This window comes from Neobacillus niacini (genome assembly GCF_023715785.1).
GTDB lineage: Bacteria > Bacillota > Bacilli > Bacillales > Cytobacillaceae > Neobacillus > Neobacillus niacini_E.
The window spans coordinates 149,658-163,201 of the sequence record NZ_JAMBOX010000004.1 but is presented as its reverse complement, the minus strand read 5'-3'; the positions used below and the strand labels follow the sequence as shown (position 1 = coordinate 163,201).

Below are 13,544 nucleotides of genomic sequence, written 5' to 3'. Positions count from 1 at the left end.
GCCGTTTTTTCGTAAAATATCCCTTGGTTGGGCAAATATAATTAGGAAGTCTTCTTTATTCTATAATAAAGGGAACGACGGTGAATCTCGGATTCGATCAGGCTGATAAAATCCGGGCTCAGGTTTAGCTCTCTTGCTTTTAAATAAGACTCAATCAATAATTCATCTGACAATTTCCTCACGTAGAAGACACCTCCAACCTTTAAAATAAAGTGTTCTATTTGATGAAAAGGATTCATATAATGGTAGGTTCAATTGGTGTACCCTAAATCTACCAAATTTATTCCTGGAGAACAATCGTTCCAACTATCCACAGGTTTAGGTGGATAACTTGTGATTATTTTGTTTATAAATCGCTTAAAAGTGAATGATTCAATGGGTATAATGTTAATAACTTTATCCACAGTTGTTAAGGAAGGCGATATTTGTCGAAAAGTTTTTTTGTTTGTTTAAAAATTCTCCACAATTTGGGAGATACCCTAATATTATTCCAGCAGGTTTCTGATTTACGTGACATGGATTGTCAAGAAATGAAGAACAATAACATAAGGACTTTTATTCTTTGAAACATATGGTAAAATTCTTATTAGCCAAGTTTAGGACAGTTTAATAAATTCTAGAAGAAGTTTTGAGGTGTCAATTAGTGTTAAAGCAATTTCTGCCGAACGAACACGTGAAAAGTGTATTCGATATTCGGCCTGAACAGTTAAAATCCAGAGGGATTAAAGGAATTATTACCGATTTGGACAACACGCTCGTCGAATGGGATCGCCCCAATGCCACCCCTGCGTTGGTCAATTGGTTTGAAGAAATGAAGAAGCATCATATTCTTGTAACAATTGTATCTAATAATAATGAAGCAAGGGTTAAAGCGTTTGCCGACCCGCTAAAGATTCCGTTTGTATTTCAGGCGCGAAAACCGCTGGCAAGGGCGTTTAATCGAGCTTTGGCGCAAATGGGCTTGAAAAAAGAGGAGACCGTAGTGATTGGCGACCAATTATTAACGGATGTCCTCGGAGGCAATCGCAGCGGCTTCCATACGATTCTGGTAGTTCCGGTTGCCCAGACTGATGGATTCATGACCAAATTTAACCGGTTTGCGGAACGGAGAATCATGAATTGGTTTCGCAAAAAAGGTATGCTGTCTTGGGAGGAGTAGACGTGAACGAACAAAAACATATCTGCATTGGCTGCGGTATAAAGGTTCAGACGGAAAATCCGGCGGAAATTGGTTATGCGCCCACTTCCGCCCTCGAAAAAGAATCAATTATTTGTCAGCGATGCTTTCGTCTAAAGCATTATAATGAAGTCCAGGATGTCAGCCTGACGGATGATGACTTTTTAAAGATTTTAAACGGACTGGGCGAACGAGATGCCCTGATTGTCATGATTGTTGATATTTTCGACTTTAACGGCAGCTGGCTGCCGGGATTGCACCGCTTTGTGGGGAACAACAAAGTCCTTCTTGTCGGCAACAAGGCGGACTTGCTGCCTAAATCGGTCAAACATAAAAAGCTGATCAACTGGATGACCCAGCAAGCTAAAGAACTTGGACTAAGACCGGAGGAGGTATTCCTCGTAAGTGCCGGTAAGGGCTGGAATATCGAAGAAACAACCGCTGCGATTGAACAACATCGTAATGGTAAAGATGTCTATGTCGTCGGCTGTACCAATGTCGGCAAGTCAACATTTATTAATCGAATCATAAAACAAGTGACCGGCGAAGGGGATGTGATTACGACTTCCCATTTCCCGGGGACGACCCTGGATATTATTGAAATACCGCTTGATGACGGAAAAGCGCTAATGGACACGCCAGGAATTATCAACCATCATCAAATGGCCCACTTTGTCGATAAAAGGGATTTAAAAGTGATTACGCCAAAAAAGGAAATCAAGCCAAAAGTATTTCAATTGAATGAAGGACAAACCCTGTTTTTTGGCGGGCTGGCCAGATTTGATTATATTAGTGGCGGCAGACGGTCATTTGTTTGCTACGTTTCCAATGAAATTAATCTACACCGTACAAAAACAGAAAATGCCGCCGAGCTTTATGAAAATCATGTTGGGGAACTGTTGACTCCGCCGAGGAAATCGGACCTTGATACATTTCCTGAGTTGGTAAGACATGAATTTATGATTAAAGATGCTAAGACTGATATTGTCTTTTCGGGACTTGGCTGGATAACGGTTAACGATCCTGGAGCGAAGGTTGCCGCCTATGTTCCAAAGGGTGTTCAAGCTTTGATTCGAAAGTCGTTGATATAATTTTTATATGGGTGGGGGAAACAAGTGAAAAAGTTGTACGCCGTGATCGGGGATCCAATCGGCCATTCGATGTCCCCGACTATGCACAATGATTTATTTTCGTTTTATGGAATTGATGCTCAATATCTCCCGTTTCAGGTAAAACCTGAAAACTTGGAGGCTGCGGTTTACGGCTTTAAGGCGATTGGCGCGAGTGGATTCAATGTAACTGTGCCGCATAAAAGTGACATTATTCAATATCTCGATGAAGTGGATGAACTGGCTGCCAGCATCGGCGCTGTCAATACAGTGGTCAACCGAGAAGGAAGGCTTGTCGGCTATAACACCGATGGACCAGGTTTTCTAAAAGGGTTAACCGCCCATTATCCTCAGGCTGCCGGAAAAAAAGTTTTGATCATCGGGGCTGGCGGGGCGGCAAGAGCTATCTATTTTACCTTGGCAAAGGAAAACCCCGCAGCAATCGATATTGCCAATCGGACGGTGGACAAAGCACAGAAATTAATCGAAGAGTGTCCATACACAAACGAATCAAGGGCCTATTCCTTGTATGAAGCGGAAAGTCAGTTGGAAAACTATGATTTAATTATCCAAACAACGATGATCGGAATGGCACCGAAACTGGCTGAACAACCATTGGATTTAGTAAATCTCAAACAACAAGCGATGGTTTGTGATATCATTTACAATCCGTTGGAAACACAATTTTTACGGTATGCCAAACAAAAAGGTGCCATGATACAAAACGGCATTGACATGTTTGTGTTTCAAGGGGCATTGGCATTTGAAAAATGGACCGGAATCTTCCCGGACACAACCAGAATGAGAGAAATTGTTCTTAAACAATTAGGAGGAAAGTAATGTTAACAGGTAAGCAAAAACGTTTTTTACGGGCGAAAGCCCATCATATGGACCCGATTTTTCAAGTCGGAAAAGGCGGGGTTAACGAGAACATGATTAAACAAATTGCCGAAGCTCTCGAAGCAAGGGAATTGTTTAAGATTAGCGTGCTGCAAAACTGTGAGGAAGATAAAACTGTCGTTGCTGAGCAACTGGCAGAAGGTGCCGGCGCAGAGATTGTACAAATCATTGGCAATACGATTGTCCTTTATAAGGAGTCTGTCGAAAATAAGCAAATTACCCTTCCAAAGTAGGAGGCAGAGATGAAGAAAATCGGTATTTTAGGGGGAACCTTTGACCCGCCGCATTACGGTCATCTGTTAATTGCCAATGAGGTGTTAAACGCTCTTGGGCTTGACGAAGTATGGCTGATGCCAAATCGCGAACCACCGCATAAACAAAAATCACAAGCGGTAAGCAATGAGGATCGTTTGCGGATGCTCGAACTGGCTATCCAGGATCATCCTGATTTTAAAATTCAGCCGATTGAATTGGAACGGGAGGGGAAGTCCTATACCTTTGATACCATGACTCTGTTAATGGAACAATTTCCAGACCATCAGTTTTTCTTTATTATCGGGGCGGACATGATTGAATATTTGCCGAAATGGCATAGAATAGACGAACTGGTCAGACTCGTCCAATTTGTCGGAGTTGAGCGGCCGAATTATAGTCATCAAACCGATTACCCCGTTCAATATGTTGACGTACCTGCCTTCGATGTATCATCAAGCATGATCAGAGACAGGCTTAGAAAAGGGAAGACAGTCAGGTATTTAATAGCCGATTCAGTATTACGGTATATCGAGGAGAAGCATTTATATGGAACGTGAAACAGCATTGCAGCTCGTCAAACCACAATTGACTGAGCACCGCTACCAGCATACCCTCGGGGTGATGGAAACAGCCATCGTGTTAGCTAAGGCATACGGTGCGGATGTAAAGAAAGCCGAATTGGCGGCAATCTTTCATGATTACGCCAAATTCCGGCCAAAGGAAGAGATGAGGGAAATTATTTTGAGCCAGGGTTTTCCGGCCGACCTGCTTGACTATAACGCCGAGCTTTGGCATGCACCTGCAGGAGCCTATCTGGCAAAGACGGAAGCTGGGATTTCCGACCCGGAAATATTATCGGCAATCCGGTACCATACATCCGGAAAAGCGAGGATGTCCCTGCTAGAAAAAATAATTTATTTGGCAGACTATATTGAACCGGGACGTCATTTTCCCGGAGTAGACGAAGTCAGGGGAATGGCTGCTGAAAATTTGGACCGGGCCCTGTTAAAGTCGGTGCAAAATACAATTATGTTCTTGATGAAAAAGAATCAACCAGTCTATCCTGAAACGTTTCATACGTATAATGATTTAATCCGAAATGGAAGGATTGATTAAATGGAAAATCAGAAGTTATTAAAAATGGCTGTAAAAGCAGCGGACGATAAACGGGCGGAAAATATCATTGCGTTAAATATGAAGGGGATTTCTTTAATTGCCGATTATTTTGTCATTTGTCACGGTAACTCAGATAAGCAGGTTCAAGCAATCGCCAGGGAAATTCGCGAAAAGGCACACGAGAATGGCTATGATGTAAAAAGGATCGAAGGGTTTGACGAGGCAAGATGGGTACTGATTGACATTGGCGATGTAGTTGTCCATGTGTTCCATCGCGATGAACGTAGCTATTATAATCTGGAGCGCCTATGGGGCGATGCACCGCGGGAAGATATCCTCAGCGAATTAAATACATGACCACATACGAGCATTTCGCCTATTTATATGATGAACTGATGAAAGATGCCCCTTATGATCAATGGGTTCAATACGTCAAGGAAACGCTGGGGAAATATCAAATGAACCGATCATCAGGAGAGCCCTTCCAGCTTCTTGATTTGGCCTGCGGAACGGGAGAACTTTCCACTCGCTTTGCCAAAGAAGGGTTCCACGTAACCGGAATCGATTTGTCTGCCGATATGCTGGCGGTTGCACAGGCAAAGGCCGAGGATGCAGGTGTCAGGATTCCATTTTATGAACAAAATATGGCTGAGTTTGAAGTGCCTGCCCTATTTGATGTTATCGGCATTTTTTGCGACTCCCTCAATTATCTTCAGACCGAAGAAGAGGTTAAGGATACTTTCGGGCAAGCTTTTTTGTATTTAAAGTCTGGTGGACTTCTGATTTTCGATGTCCATTCGATTTTTAAAATAACCCAAGTATTTATCAATCAGACATTCGCCTTAAATGATGACCATATCGCTTATATTTGGAACAGCTTCCCCGGTGAGGAAGCCAACAGTGTTGAGCACGAGTTAAGTTTTTTTGTCCTGGATGAACGTTCCGGTAAGTATGACCGGTATGATGAGCTCCACTTTCAACGAACATTTACGATCCAGCATTATTCCGAGTGGCTGACAGAAGCGGGCTTTGAGATTTTAGAGGTTAATGCGGATTTTGAGCATAGTCCGCCGCAAAACCATTCTGAACGGATCTTTTTTATCGCCCAAAAGAAATAAACCATCTTTTTTTAAAAAAGATGGTTTTTTGTATAGAATTTAGGAGGAATTTGTAGAAAAAAGGCGAATTATTGTTTAGAGAATTGCAAGTCAATATGGTCCAAATCTTCTTTGAACTTGGCGTGCGTTGCCTGAAACAGGTGTTGGAATACTTCCCCAAGTTCGTTCTCAAATACTTTTATCCCTTCACCGGTAATGCCGCCCTTTACACATACCTTTTCCTGGAGCGACGGAAGGGTGTAATGACCTTGCTTTAATAATTCCCCAAGACCGACAATCATTTCGCTTGCAAGAATGGTAGCGGTTTTTTCATCAATTTCGGTCTCCTTAACCGCACCCTTAATAAATGCCTGCAGCAAATAACTGAAAAAGGCTGGCCCGCAGCTGACGATATCGGAAGCGACCCTCGTAATATTTTCTTCTATGAAAACAGGCACAGACATTTTGGACATTAAACTTTCGAGTTCCTTTCGCCAATATCCTGAACAATTTTCTCCATAGGTAATTAATGAGACTCCGGCCAGTGCCCGGTTTGTGATACTTGGAATGATCCGGGCTACGGAGCTGGATACTTTGCTCTCAATATGATTTGTACTGATGGGGCTTGTAATCGTAACAAGGCATTTACTTTTGGTTAAATATGGATTGATTTGATCGATAATTTTAAAAACATCCAGCGGTTTTACGCATACAAATATCAAATCGGATTGAGCCGCAACTTCCATCGCATTTGCCCCAACCCTGAGTTCGGAATATTTATCTTTTAGCAGCATTGCTTTCCCAATCGTACGATTTGTAATCATCATGGATGAGGGAGAAACAGCTTTGCCATCAAGGAAAGCCTCCACCAAAATTCTTCCCATATTACCGGTTCCGATGATTCCTACCTCCATGATTCAACCCTCCTTCACATCCCGGTTTCTTTTATAACAATATGAGCTATGTAAGTAAAATATACCATTTGAAAGGATGAGCAAGTTGAAAGACTGGTTACTGGAACACAAGTACTATCTTGCCGCTGCGGTCCTGATCGCGATTGGGGGTTATTATTTATACAATAATAATCCTGTCACTCCAGTTCCCGGGCAAGCCTTGGGAATGGAACAAAAGCTTGAAAAGGTACCGAATAACAAGGCAGACCCATTATCCGAGGAGCAATCAGCAGATGCAAAAGAATTCGAAATCATTATGGTGGATATTAAAGGGCAAGTAAAAATGCCGGGTGTTTACAAAGCTGATGAAGGGGAGCGGATTATTGATCTTATCAGTCGAGCAGGGGGTTTAACGGAACTGGCTGACCAGACACAGGTGAATTTTGCCGAGCATGTCGTGGATGCCATGGTGATCTACATCCCTGCGATTGGGGAAGCCGGAAATGCCGCGGCGGGCTCGAATGGTGGACAACCGATGCAGGTTACGGGCGGACCAAGCCAAGGTCAAGGTAAAATCAATCTCAATAAAGCCGATGAAGGGGAGCTGCAAAACCTCCCGGGGATTGGTCCTGCAAAGGCGGCAGCGATTATTGAGTATCGTTCAACAAGCGGTCCTTTTAAAACAGTTGAGGATTTAAAGAATGTGACCGGAATCGGTGAGAAGACCTTTGAAAAACTAAAGGATTTGGTTGTCGTGAAATAAATTCCTCATTGACCGGATGGACAAGCCACATTAAACTAAACAGAAAGAACCTGCGAGGGAGAGTTAAACTATGGAGCGAATTTCTTGGGATCAATATTTCATGGCACAAAGCCATTTACTTGCACTGCGCAGCACATGCACGCGCCTGACAGTCGGCGCTACCATCGTAAGGGACAAACGGATTATTGCAGGCGGCTATAACGGCTCTATTGCTGGTGGCGATCATTGTATTGATAAGGGGTGTTATGTGATTGACCATCATTGCGTGCGTACGATTCATGCCGAAATGAATGCACTCTTGCAATGTGCAAAGTTTGGCGTCCCAACGGATGGTGCCGAAATTTATGTTACCCATTTCCCGTGTTTGCAATGCTGTAAGGCTCTTATTCAGGCAGGAATTAAGACTGTTTATTATGCTGCGGACTATAAAAACCATCCGTATGCGCTTGAATTATTCCAGCAAGCAAATGTGAAATTGGAAAAAGTTGAATTGATTGAACAGGTAATTGATTTTCGGGGTCTCAATCATTAAAAGGCCGCGCTGGTTACATGACCGGCGCTGGTTCCATCCCTCACAATATGGAGAAAAAAAACATGGCTGGAAAATACTTTTATTTTGCTGTTGCCGCACTGTTGGCGGTGTCAGCATCCCTAATTAAAATTGCCCCATTTTTACTGCTGCTGATTTTTTATCTTTATCTTTTAATTACATACAAAAGCTTAACGCTGCAACAATTTTTAGTTCTTATGTTAACGTTTGTTTGTTTTTTTGCTATTGGGTATCAAGCGGGAAAGAACAATCACAGCGTTCTTCCCAACGATTCCACGACATTTACCCTCGAATACAGCCAAGAACCCAAAATAGATGGTGACTTACTGCAAATCCAAGCTAAAGAGATAGCTTATAACGAAAACCTCCTTGTCCGATATAACATCAAATCCCAACAAGAACAAGCGGCGTTAAAAGCCCAGTCTTTTTATGGCATGGCCTGTCGTGTTTCAGGCAAAATGAAATTGCCTAGAATCGCCAAGAATCCGAATGGTTTTGATTATCGGCGGTATCTTGCGACAAAGGAAATATATTGGATCATCGAAACCGACCGAAATCCCTTGGAAAATTGTGTGGCGGCTGCGAAAAGTAATCCGGTCATCACTTTTAAACTATTACGATTGAATGGGATTCGTTATCTGGAAAATAACTTTCCCCCGGAGATTGCCTCATTATCCGCCGCATTAATTTTTGGGGATAGGAGCTTGCTTGACCCGGATGTGCTGGGTGATTACCAGGAGACAGGCATCGTCCATTTGCTGGCCATTTCCGGTCTTCATGTTTCGTTACTTATCGCAATGATATTCTATTTGGGGATACGAATGGGATTAACCAGACAGTTTATGGGCAATTTCCTACTTATCCTTTTGCCTGTCTATGTTATTTTGACAGGCGCTTCTCCCTCGGTTATTCGCGCTGCATTGATGATCTTTCTTGTGTTATTGACGGAAAAGTGGAACGGGAGGCTTAGGCTGTTACCGATTGATGCAATCAGCATTGCATGTCTGCTTTGTCTAGCAATTAACCCGTTATACCTTTTTGATGTCGGTTTTCAGCTGTCCTTTTCGGTAAGTTGGGCGATTATTTTGTCGGTTGGGCACCTCCTAAAGCATTATGAAAAACTTGGTGCAATGTTAGCTGTCTCGGTCGCATCACAACTAGCAGCATTTCCTTTTCTGCTTTATCACTTTTTCGAACTTTCGTTGATTGGCATTTTTGCCAACTTATTATACATTCCACTATTTTCCTTTGTTTACCTTCCAGGCTTATACATCCTGTTTTTTCTTCAGCTTTTATTTGATAAAACTCCGTTCATCCTAAGCGCGATTTTTGTAAAAATCATAAATATGTTTGACAAGCTTATTGCTGTCATTGCCAATTTGGATTTTGCCGCCTTCACTCCGGGTAGGCCAAATCTGTGGCTGCTAATAATCTACCTAATCCTGATCTGTGCCATCTTTCTTGTTTGGGAAACAATGTTTGTCTCCTAAAAATAAAAAATATTTGCTTATCTTTGTTATTTGCCTGTTTTTTATTCAGCCTGCCTGGAACTGGTTTTATCCATATGGTGAAGTTACGATGATTGACGTAGGGCAAGGGGATAGCATCTTGATTGATTTGCCTCAGCGGAAAGGTACCTATTTGATTGACACCGGCGGTACTCTGGAATTCAATGAGGAACAATGGAAAAGGCGGGCAAAACCATATGAAGTGGGAAGGGATGTCGTTGTACCTTATCTAAAGGGAAAAGGAGTCACAATGATTGATAAGCTGATCCTTACCCATGGTGATATGGACCATATTGGCGGTGCGCTTGCCGTTTTACAAGAAATTAAAGTAAGACAGATTTTGCTGCCTGACGTAACGCAGTCATCGCAAATGGAACAAGCGATTATTAAAGAAGCAAAGCTTCAGGAAATTCCCGTGGTATTTGTATCCAATGGATATAAATGGGGGAGTGATGAAGGTTCATTTTATATACTCGCCCCAGAACAATCTTTTGAAGGGGAAAGAAACAGCGGGTCGGTTGCTATTGCTGCTGAAATCGGGGGGCTCAGCTGGTTTTTTGGCGGCGATTTGGATCAAGCGGGGGAAGAGAGAATTATAAAAAAATACCCCCATTTACAGGTTGATGTTTTGAAAGCCGGCCATCATGGCAGCAGGACATCAAGTGCTGGCTCATTTATACATCAATTGCGGCCAAAGATTGCGCTCATCTCAGCCAGGGAGAACAACCGGTTTGGACATCCTCATCAGGAGGTATTAACCCTCCTGGGGGATCAGAAGACGATGATTTATCGAACGGATAAAAGCGGGGCAATAACCTACAGATTTTATCATACGGAAGGAACCTTTATCCCTTATCTTCCATAGTATATAGAGAATTAAAAAGAGGCTGCCGGTATCGGCAGTCTCCTTGAGTAAACCATATGTAGCCAAATATTAAGAACCAATCAGCTTAATGACTGTTGCAATTATAAACATAGTGGCAAAAAAACCAAAAGAAACGATAAATCCAACCCCTGAATCAATTGCATCGTTCCGCTTACTTTGCAAATTCTTTTCAAATTCGTTCACAGTCTACCCCTCCTATTTCACAATATAGTATAAGCTATTCTCTTGAAAAAATCCAGCACGCCTTAAATTGCTTTTCCTCTGTTGACAAGTGTTGTCAAAATAGTTTGACTAACTAACGGCTACAATAAGTTTACAGATGATTCCCGCCTGATAATATGAGTTCCTAGGGCAAATATTGCAGGCGTTTATTATAGATCGGGAGTTGGCACTATGGCGACAGTTGTCAATTCCCTTTTACTACTTGTCAAACGCCTCTAGCTTCATTACGATAATAAGGAGTGAAGTAAAGGGAGCGCTGAACAATGGTTATGGACATATGGAAAAAAATAAAACAAAAAAATATCGCTTCTGTTTATTTATTATATGGGACGGAAGCTTTTTTAATCAATGAAACGAAGCAGTTAATCCTCAACCAGGTTCTCAATGAGGACGACCTGGACTTTAACTTTTCCGCTTATGATTTAGAGGAGACCCCAATTGAAGCGGCAATCGAGGATGCCGAGACTTTTCCGTTTTTGGGTGAGAGGAAAGTCATTTTTCTACATAATCCCGTGTTTTTGACCGCCGAAAAGACCAAGGAAAAGGTCAATCACAATATATCCAGGTTAGAAACCTACATAAAAGAGCCTGCACCGTATACGGTACTCGTTCTCTCGGCTCCATATGAGAAATTGGATGAGCGGAAGAAAATCGTAAAGGAACTGAAACGGCAGGCAGAAGTAGTAGAAGCGAAAAAATTATCAGAGCCTGAATTGAAAAATTGGGTGAAGGATCGGGCAAAAACAAATGGCATCGACATCCATCCTGACGCGATTGAACATTTACTGGCCCTTGTCGGGACAAATTTGTTTATGATTTCAAGTGAGCTGGAAAAACTGGCACTATATGCCGCCGATGAAAAACAAATTGATGTTGAACTTGTTGATAAACTTGTTGCCAGGTCACTGGAACAAAACATATTCACCCTGATAGAAAAGGTTGTCCAGCGTAAGCTTGATGAGGCATTACGGATCTATTATGATTTGATCAAGCAAAATGAAGAGCCAATCAAGATTTTGGCCTTGCTTGCAGGACAATTTAGGCTTATTTACCAGGTAAAAGAATTGTCCAGACGCGGCTATGGACAGCAGCAGGCGGCCGGATTATTAAAAACTCACCCGTTTCGTGTCAAGCTTGCTCTTGGCCAGGCGGCAAAATTTACCGATCAAGAACTATCGAAAATCATGAATTACCTTGCTGAAGCCGACTACAAAATGAAAACAGGCGGAATGAATAAATCCTTGCTGGTTGAAATGCTTCTGTTCCGGCTGAATAAATAAAAAAACGATTCCTGCTCGAGGAATCGTTTTTTTTAGCCAATAAGAAAGGATAAAATTTTAGCAAATTTTATCCTTTCTAAACGCATAAATTCAACTACGTCTCTGTCTTCGTCCTATCGGACTCGCCAATCGACGAGTTTTCATTTATTACAAAGCGTTAATTTTTTTCATTAGGCGAGCTTTTTTACGAGCAGCAGCATTTTTGTGGATAAGACCTTTTGCAGCTGCCTTGTCCAAATTGCTTGCAGCAGTTGCATAAGCTTCCTTCGCAGTAGCAGTATCGTTAAGAGTAACTGCAGCTTCAGCCTTCTTAACAGCAGTACGCATAGCAGACTTCGCCATTGTATTTTGAGCATTTTTAGCTTCGTTAATTTTTACACGCTTGATAGCAGATTTAATGTTAGGCATTAATTTCACCTCCTGTAAAGAATCGAGAATCGAGACTATATGAACTCGACTAAACAATCATTCACAATTTAATTGCAACAAGAGATATTTTATCAAACAGAACCCCAGATTGCAATACATTATTAGGTTACTTATTTTTCGGGTGCATGTTTTATTGTAATCAGGGAAAAATTAGGAAATAGTTTCTATTTTTCATAGGAGTGATGGTAAATGAATGAATCGATCGACTTAAGCATGTACTCTGTCAGGACTGACTTGGCGATTGAAGCAAGAGAGATGGTGCTGCAGCAGTCAGTTGACCAGGAGGAAAATCTTTCTCAGATTGAAGGCGTCATCATAAAAGAAAAAGATGTAGATGATATTAAAATTTCCCTAGTGGAAGTGACGAAACAAGGAGAACAACAGCTTGGCAAAAAGGCTGGAAGGTATTTAACTCTGGAAGTGCAGGGGATTCGCAAGCAAAATACCGATATACAGCAAAAGGTTCAAGAGGTGTTTGCCCGAGAATTTGCCCATTTTGTTGAGGGAGCCGGAATTAAAAAAACAGATTCCTGTTTGGTTGTCGGCCTAGGGAACTGGAATGTCACTCCGGATGCTCTCGGCCCGATGGTTTGTGAAAACCTGCTCGTTACCCGGCACCTGTTTGAACTCCAACCTGAGAATGTGGAGGAAGGTTACCGCCCTGTCAGTGCTTTGGCACCAGGGGTGATGGGGCTGACCGGAATTGAAACGAGCGATATCATCTTTGGTGTTGTTGAAAAAACCAAACCCGATTTTGTTATTGCCATCGATGCGCTTGCATCCCGCTCCATTGAACGGGTAAATTCGACCATCCAAATTTCCGATACTGGCATCCATCCGGGTTCGGGGGTCGGCAATAAACGAAAAGAACTAAGTAAGGATACATTAGGGGTTCCGGTCATCGCAATCGGTGTTCCGACCGTTGTCGATGCCGTATCGATTACTAGTGATACGATTGATTTCATTTTAAAGCATTTTGGCAAGGAAATGCGGGAAGGGAATCGTCCGTCACGGGCGCTTGCCCCGGCAGGACTGACTTTTGGCGAAAGGCGAAAACTTACCGAGGAAGACCTCCCGGAAGAAAAGCATCGAAAAACCTTTCTTGGCATTGTCGGTACGCTGCCTGATGATGAAAAAAGAAGACTCATTCAGGAAGTGCTGGCGCCGCTTGGGCATAATCTGATGGTTACCCCGAAGGAAGTCGATGTATTTATCGAAGACATGGCGAACCTGATTGCAAATGGACTGAATGCCTCCCTGCACAGCTCGATTGACCAGGACAACGCTGGCTTCTACACAAGATAAACCATACAGGGTCTATTTTTAAAAATAATAGACCCTGTTAAGAAATGGTTCTAC

General features: G+C 42.4%; 17 protein-coding genes and 1 pseudogene. 14 read left to right on the top strand and 4 right to left on the bottom strand.

Annotated features, from left to right (window positions below):
* Positions 1–41: 41 nt before the first annotated feature.
* Positions 42–182 (bottom strand): sporulation histidine kinase inhibitor Sda, encoded by a 141-nt coding sequence (gene sda / locus M3234_RS10410; protein WP_262304654.1) that lies wholly within the window; start codon positions 180–182, stop codon positions 42–44.
* 461 nt (positions 183–643) lie between these two features.
* Here sda and M3234_RS10405 point away from each other — a divergent pair, with 461 nt between their 5' ends.
* Genes M3234_RS10405 through M3234_RS10370 form a run of 8 tightly spaced genes read left to right on the top strand, consistent with a single transcriptional unit; the run spans position 644 to position 5,675 of the window.
* On the top strand, positions 644–1,159 hold the full coding sequence (locus tag M3234_RS10405) for a YqeG family HAD IIIA-type phosphatase (RefSeq protein ID WP_262304653.1): 516 nt from the start codon (positions 644–646) through the stop codon (positions 1,157–1,159).
* A gap of 2 nt (positions 1,160–1,161) precedes the next feature.
* Complete coding sequence (gene yqeH, locus M3234_RS10400; RefSeq protein WP_262304652.1) at positions 1,162–2,268, top strand: ribosome biogenesis GTPase YqeH; 1,107 nt, start codon at positions 1,162–1,164, stop codon at positions 2,266–2,268.
* A gap of 24 nt (positions 2,269–2,292) precedes the next feature.
* Positions 2,293–3,126 carry a shikimate dehydrogenase gene (aroE, locus tag M3234_RS10395; RefSeq protein ID WP_262304651.1) on the top strand — a complete coding sequence of 278 codons (834 nt, stop codon included), beginning with the start codon at positions 2,293–2,295 and terminating at the stop codon, positions 3,124–3,126.
* The gene (yhbY, locus tag M3234_RS10390) at positions 3,126–3,419 is read left to right on the top strand and encodes a ribosome assembly RNA-binding protein YhbY (protein WP_262304650.1); all 294 of its coding nucleotides are present in this window, start codon (positions 3,126–3,128) and stop codon (positions 3,417–3,419) included. The genes aroE and yhbY overlap by 1 nt, the downstream gene beginning before the upstream one ends.
* Positions 3,420–3,428: 9 nt before the next feature.
* Complete coding sequence (locus tag M3234_RS10385) at positions 3,429–3,998, top strand: nicotinate-nucleotide adenylyltransferase (protein ID WP_262304649.1); 570 nt, start codon at positions 3,429–3,431, stop codon at positions 3,996–3,998.
* Positions 3,988–4,557 (top strand): bis(5'-nucleosyl)-tetraphosphatase (symmetrical) YqeK, encoded by a 570-nt coding sequence (gene yqeK / locus M3234_RS10380; RefSeq protein ID WP_262304648.1) that lies wholly within the window; start codon positions 3,988–3,990, stop codon positions 4,555–4,557. The genes M3234_RS10385 and yqeK overlap by 11 nt, the downstream gene beginning before the upstream one ends.
* Positions 4,558–4,914: a ribosome silencing factor gene (rsfS, locus tag M3234_RS10375; RefSeq protein WP_262304647.1), complete on the top strand. Its 357-nt coding sequence runs from the start codon at positions 4,558–4,560 to the stop codon at positions 4,912–4,914.
* Positions 4,911–5,675 (top strand): class I SAM-dependent DNA methyltransferase, encoded by a 765-nt coding sequence (locus M3234_RS10370; RefSeq protein ID WP_262304646.1) that lies wholly within the window; start codon positions 4,911–4,913, stop codon positions 5,673–5,675. The genes rsfS and M3234_RS10370 overlap by 4 nt, the downstream gene beginning before the upstream one ends.
* 68 nt (positions 5,676–5,743) lie before the next feature.
* On the opposite strand, the gene comER is transcribed toward M3234_RS10370, so the two are convergent.
* Positions 5,744–6,568 carry a late competence protein ComER gene (gene comER / locus M3234_RS10365; protein WP_262304645.1) on the bottom strand — a complete coding sequence of 275 codons (825 nt, stop codon included), beginning with the start codon at positions 6,566–6,568 and terminating at the stop codon, positions 5,744–5,746.
* A gap of 76 nt (positions 6,569–6,644) precedes the next feature.
* Between comER and M3234_RS10360 the strand changes: the two genes are divergently transcribed.
* The 4 genes and pseudogenes from M3234_RS10360 to M3234_RS10345 all read left to right on the top strand — a co-directional run bounded on the left by M3234_RS10360 (position 6,645) and on the right by M3234_RS10345 (position 10,233).
* On the top strand, positions 6,645–7,310 hold the full coding sequence (locus M3234_RS10360; RefSeq protein ID WP_396953945.1) for a helix-hairpin-helix domain-containing protein: 666 nt from the start codon (positions 6,645–6,647) through the stop codon (positions 7,308–7,310).
* Positions 7,311–7,380: 70 nt separating this feature from the next.
* A pseudogene (locus M3234_RS10355) lies at positions 7,381–7,827 on the top strand (ComE operon protein 2); the annotation flags it as partial.
* 77 nt (positions 7,828–7,904) lie between these two features.
* Positions 7,905–9,350, top strand: a complete 1,446-nt coding sequence (locus M3234_RS10350) for a ComEC/Rec2 family competence protein (protein WP_262304642.1) — start codon at positions 7,905–7,907, stop codon at positions 9,348–9,350.
* A complete protein-coding gene (locus M3234_RS10345; protein WP_262304641.1) occupies positions 9,310–10,233 on the top strand; it encodes a DNA internalization-related competence protein ComEC/Rec2 in 924 nt (307 codons plus the stop codon). Before M3234_RS10350 ends, M3234_RS10345 begins: the two co-directional genes overlap by 41 nt.
* Before the next feature lie 69 nt (positions 10,234–10,302).
* On the opposite strand, the gene M3234_RS10340 is transcribed toward M3234_RS10345, so the two are convergent.
* Positions 10,303–10,437 (bottom strand): YqzM family protein, encoded by a 135-nt coding sequence (locus tag M3234_RS10340; protein WP_082692944.1) that lies wholly within the window; start codon positions 10,435–10,437, stop codon positions 10,303–10,305.
* Between the two features lie 302 nt (positions 10,438–10,739).
* Between M3234_RS10340 and holA the strand changes: the two genes are divergently transcribed.
* A complete protein-coding gene (holA, locus tag M3234_RS10335) occupies positions 10,740–11,756 on the top strand; it encodes a DNA polymerase III subunit delta (protein ID WP_262304640.1) in 1,017 nt (338 codons plus the stop codon).
* A 147-nt stretch (positions 11,757–11,903) separates the two neighbouring features.
* Here holA and rpsT read toward each other — a convergent pair whose 3' ends face one another.
* The gene (gene rpsT / locus M3234_RS10330) at positions 11,904–12,164 is read right to left on the bottom strand and encodes a 30S ribosomal protein S20 (protein WP_066311944.1); all 261 of its coding nucleotides are present in this window, start codon (positions 12,162–12,164) and stop codon (positions 11,904–11,906) included.
* Positions 12,165–12,374: 210 nt separating this feature from the next.
* Here rpsT and gpr point away from each other — a divergent pair, with 210 nt between their 5' ends.
* Positions 12,375–13,490 (top strand): GPR endopeptidase, encoded by a 1,116-nt coding sequence (gene gpr / locus M3234_RS10325; RefSeq protein WP_262304639.1) that lies wholly within the window; start codon positions 12,375–12,377, stop codon positions 13,488–13,490.
* Positions 13,491–13,544: the final 54 nt, after the last annotated feature.

Coding starts and splice junctions, on each gene's coding strand:
- comER (WP_262304645.1), bottom strand. CDS start 6,568: ATGGAGGTAGGAATCATCGGAACCGGTAATATGGGAAGAATTTTGGTG.
- rsfS (WP_262304647.1), top strand. CDS start 4,558: ATGGAAAATCAGAAGTTATTAAAAATGGCTGTAAAAGCAGCGGACGAT.
- rpsT (WP_066311944.1), bottom strand. CDS start 12,164: ATGCCTAACATTAAATCTGCTATCAAGCGTGTAAAAATTAACGAAGCT.
- yhbY (WP_262304650.1), top strand. CDS start 3,126: ATGTTAACAGGTAAGCAAAAACGTTTTTTACGGGCGAAAGCCCATCAT.
- yqeK (WP_262304648.1), top strand. CDS start 3,988: ATGGAACGTGAAACAGCATTGCAGCTCGTCAAACCACAATTGACTGAG.
- M3234_RS10370 (WP_262304646.1), top strand. CDS start 4,911: ATGACCACATACGAGCATTTCGCCTATTTATATGATGAACTGATGAAA.
- gpr (WP_262304639.1), top strand. CDS start 12,375: ATGAATGAATCGATCGACTTAAGCATGTACTCTGTCAGGACTGACTTG.
- M3234_RS10385 (WP_262304649.1), top strand. CDS start 3,429: ATGAAGAAAATCGGTATTTTAGGGGGAACCTTTGACCCGCCGCATTAC.
- M3234_RS10350 (WP_262304642.1), top strand. CDS start 7,905: ATGGCTGGAAAATACTTTTATTTTGCTGTTGCCGCACTGTTGGCGGTG.
- holA (WP_262304640.1), top strand. CDS start 10,740: ATGGTTATGGACATATGGAAAAAAATAAAACAAAAAAATATCGCTTCT.
- M3234_RS10360 (WP_396953945.1), top strand. CDS start 6,645: ATGAGCAAGTTGAAAGACTGGTTACTGGAACACAAGTACTATCTTGCC.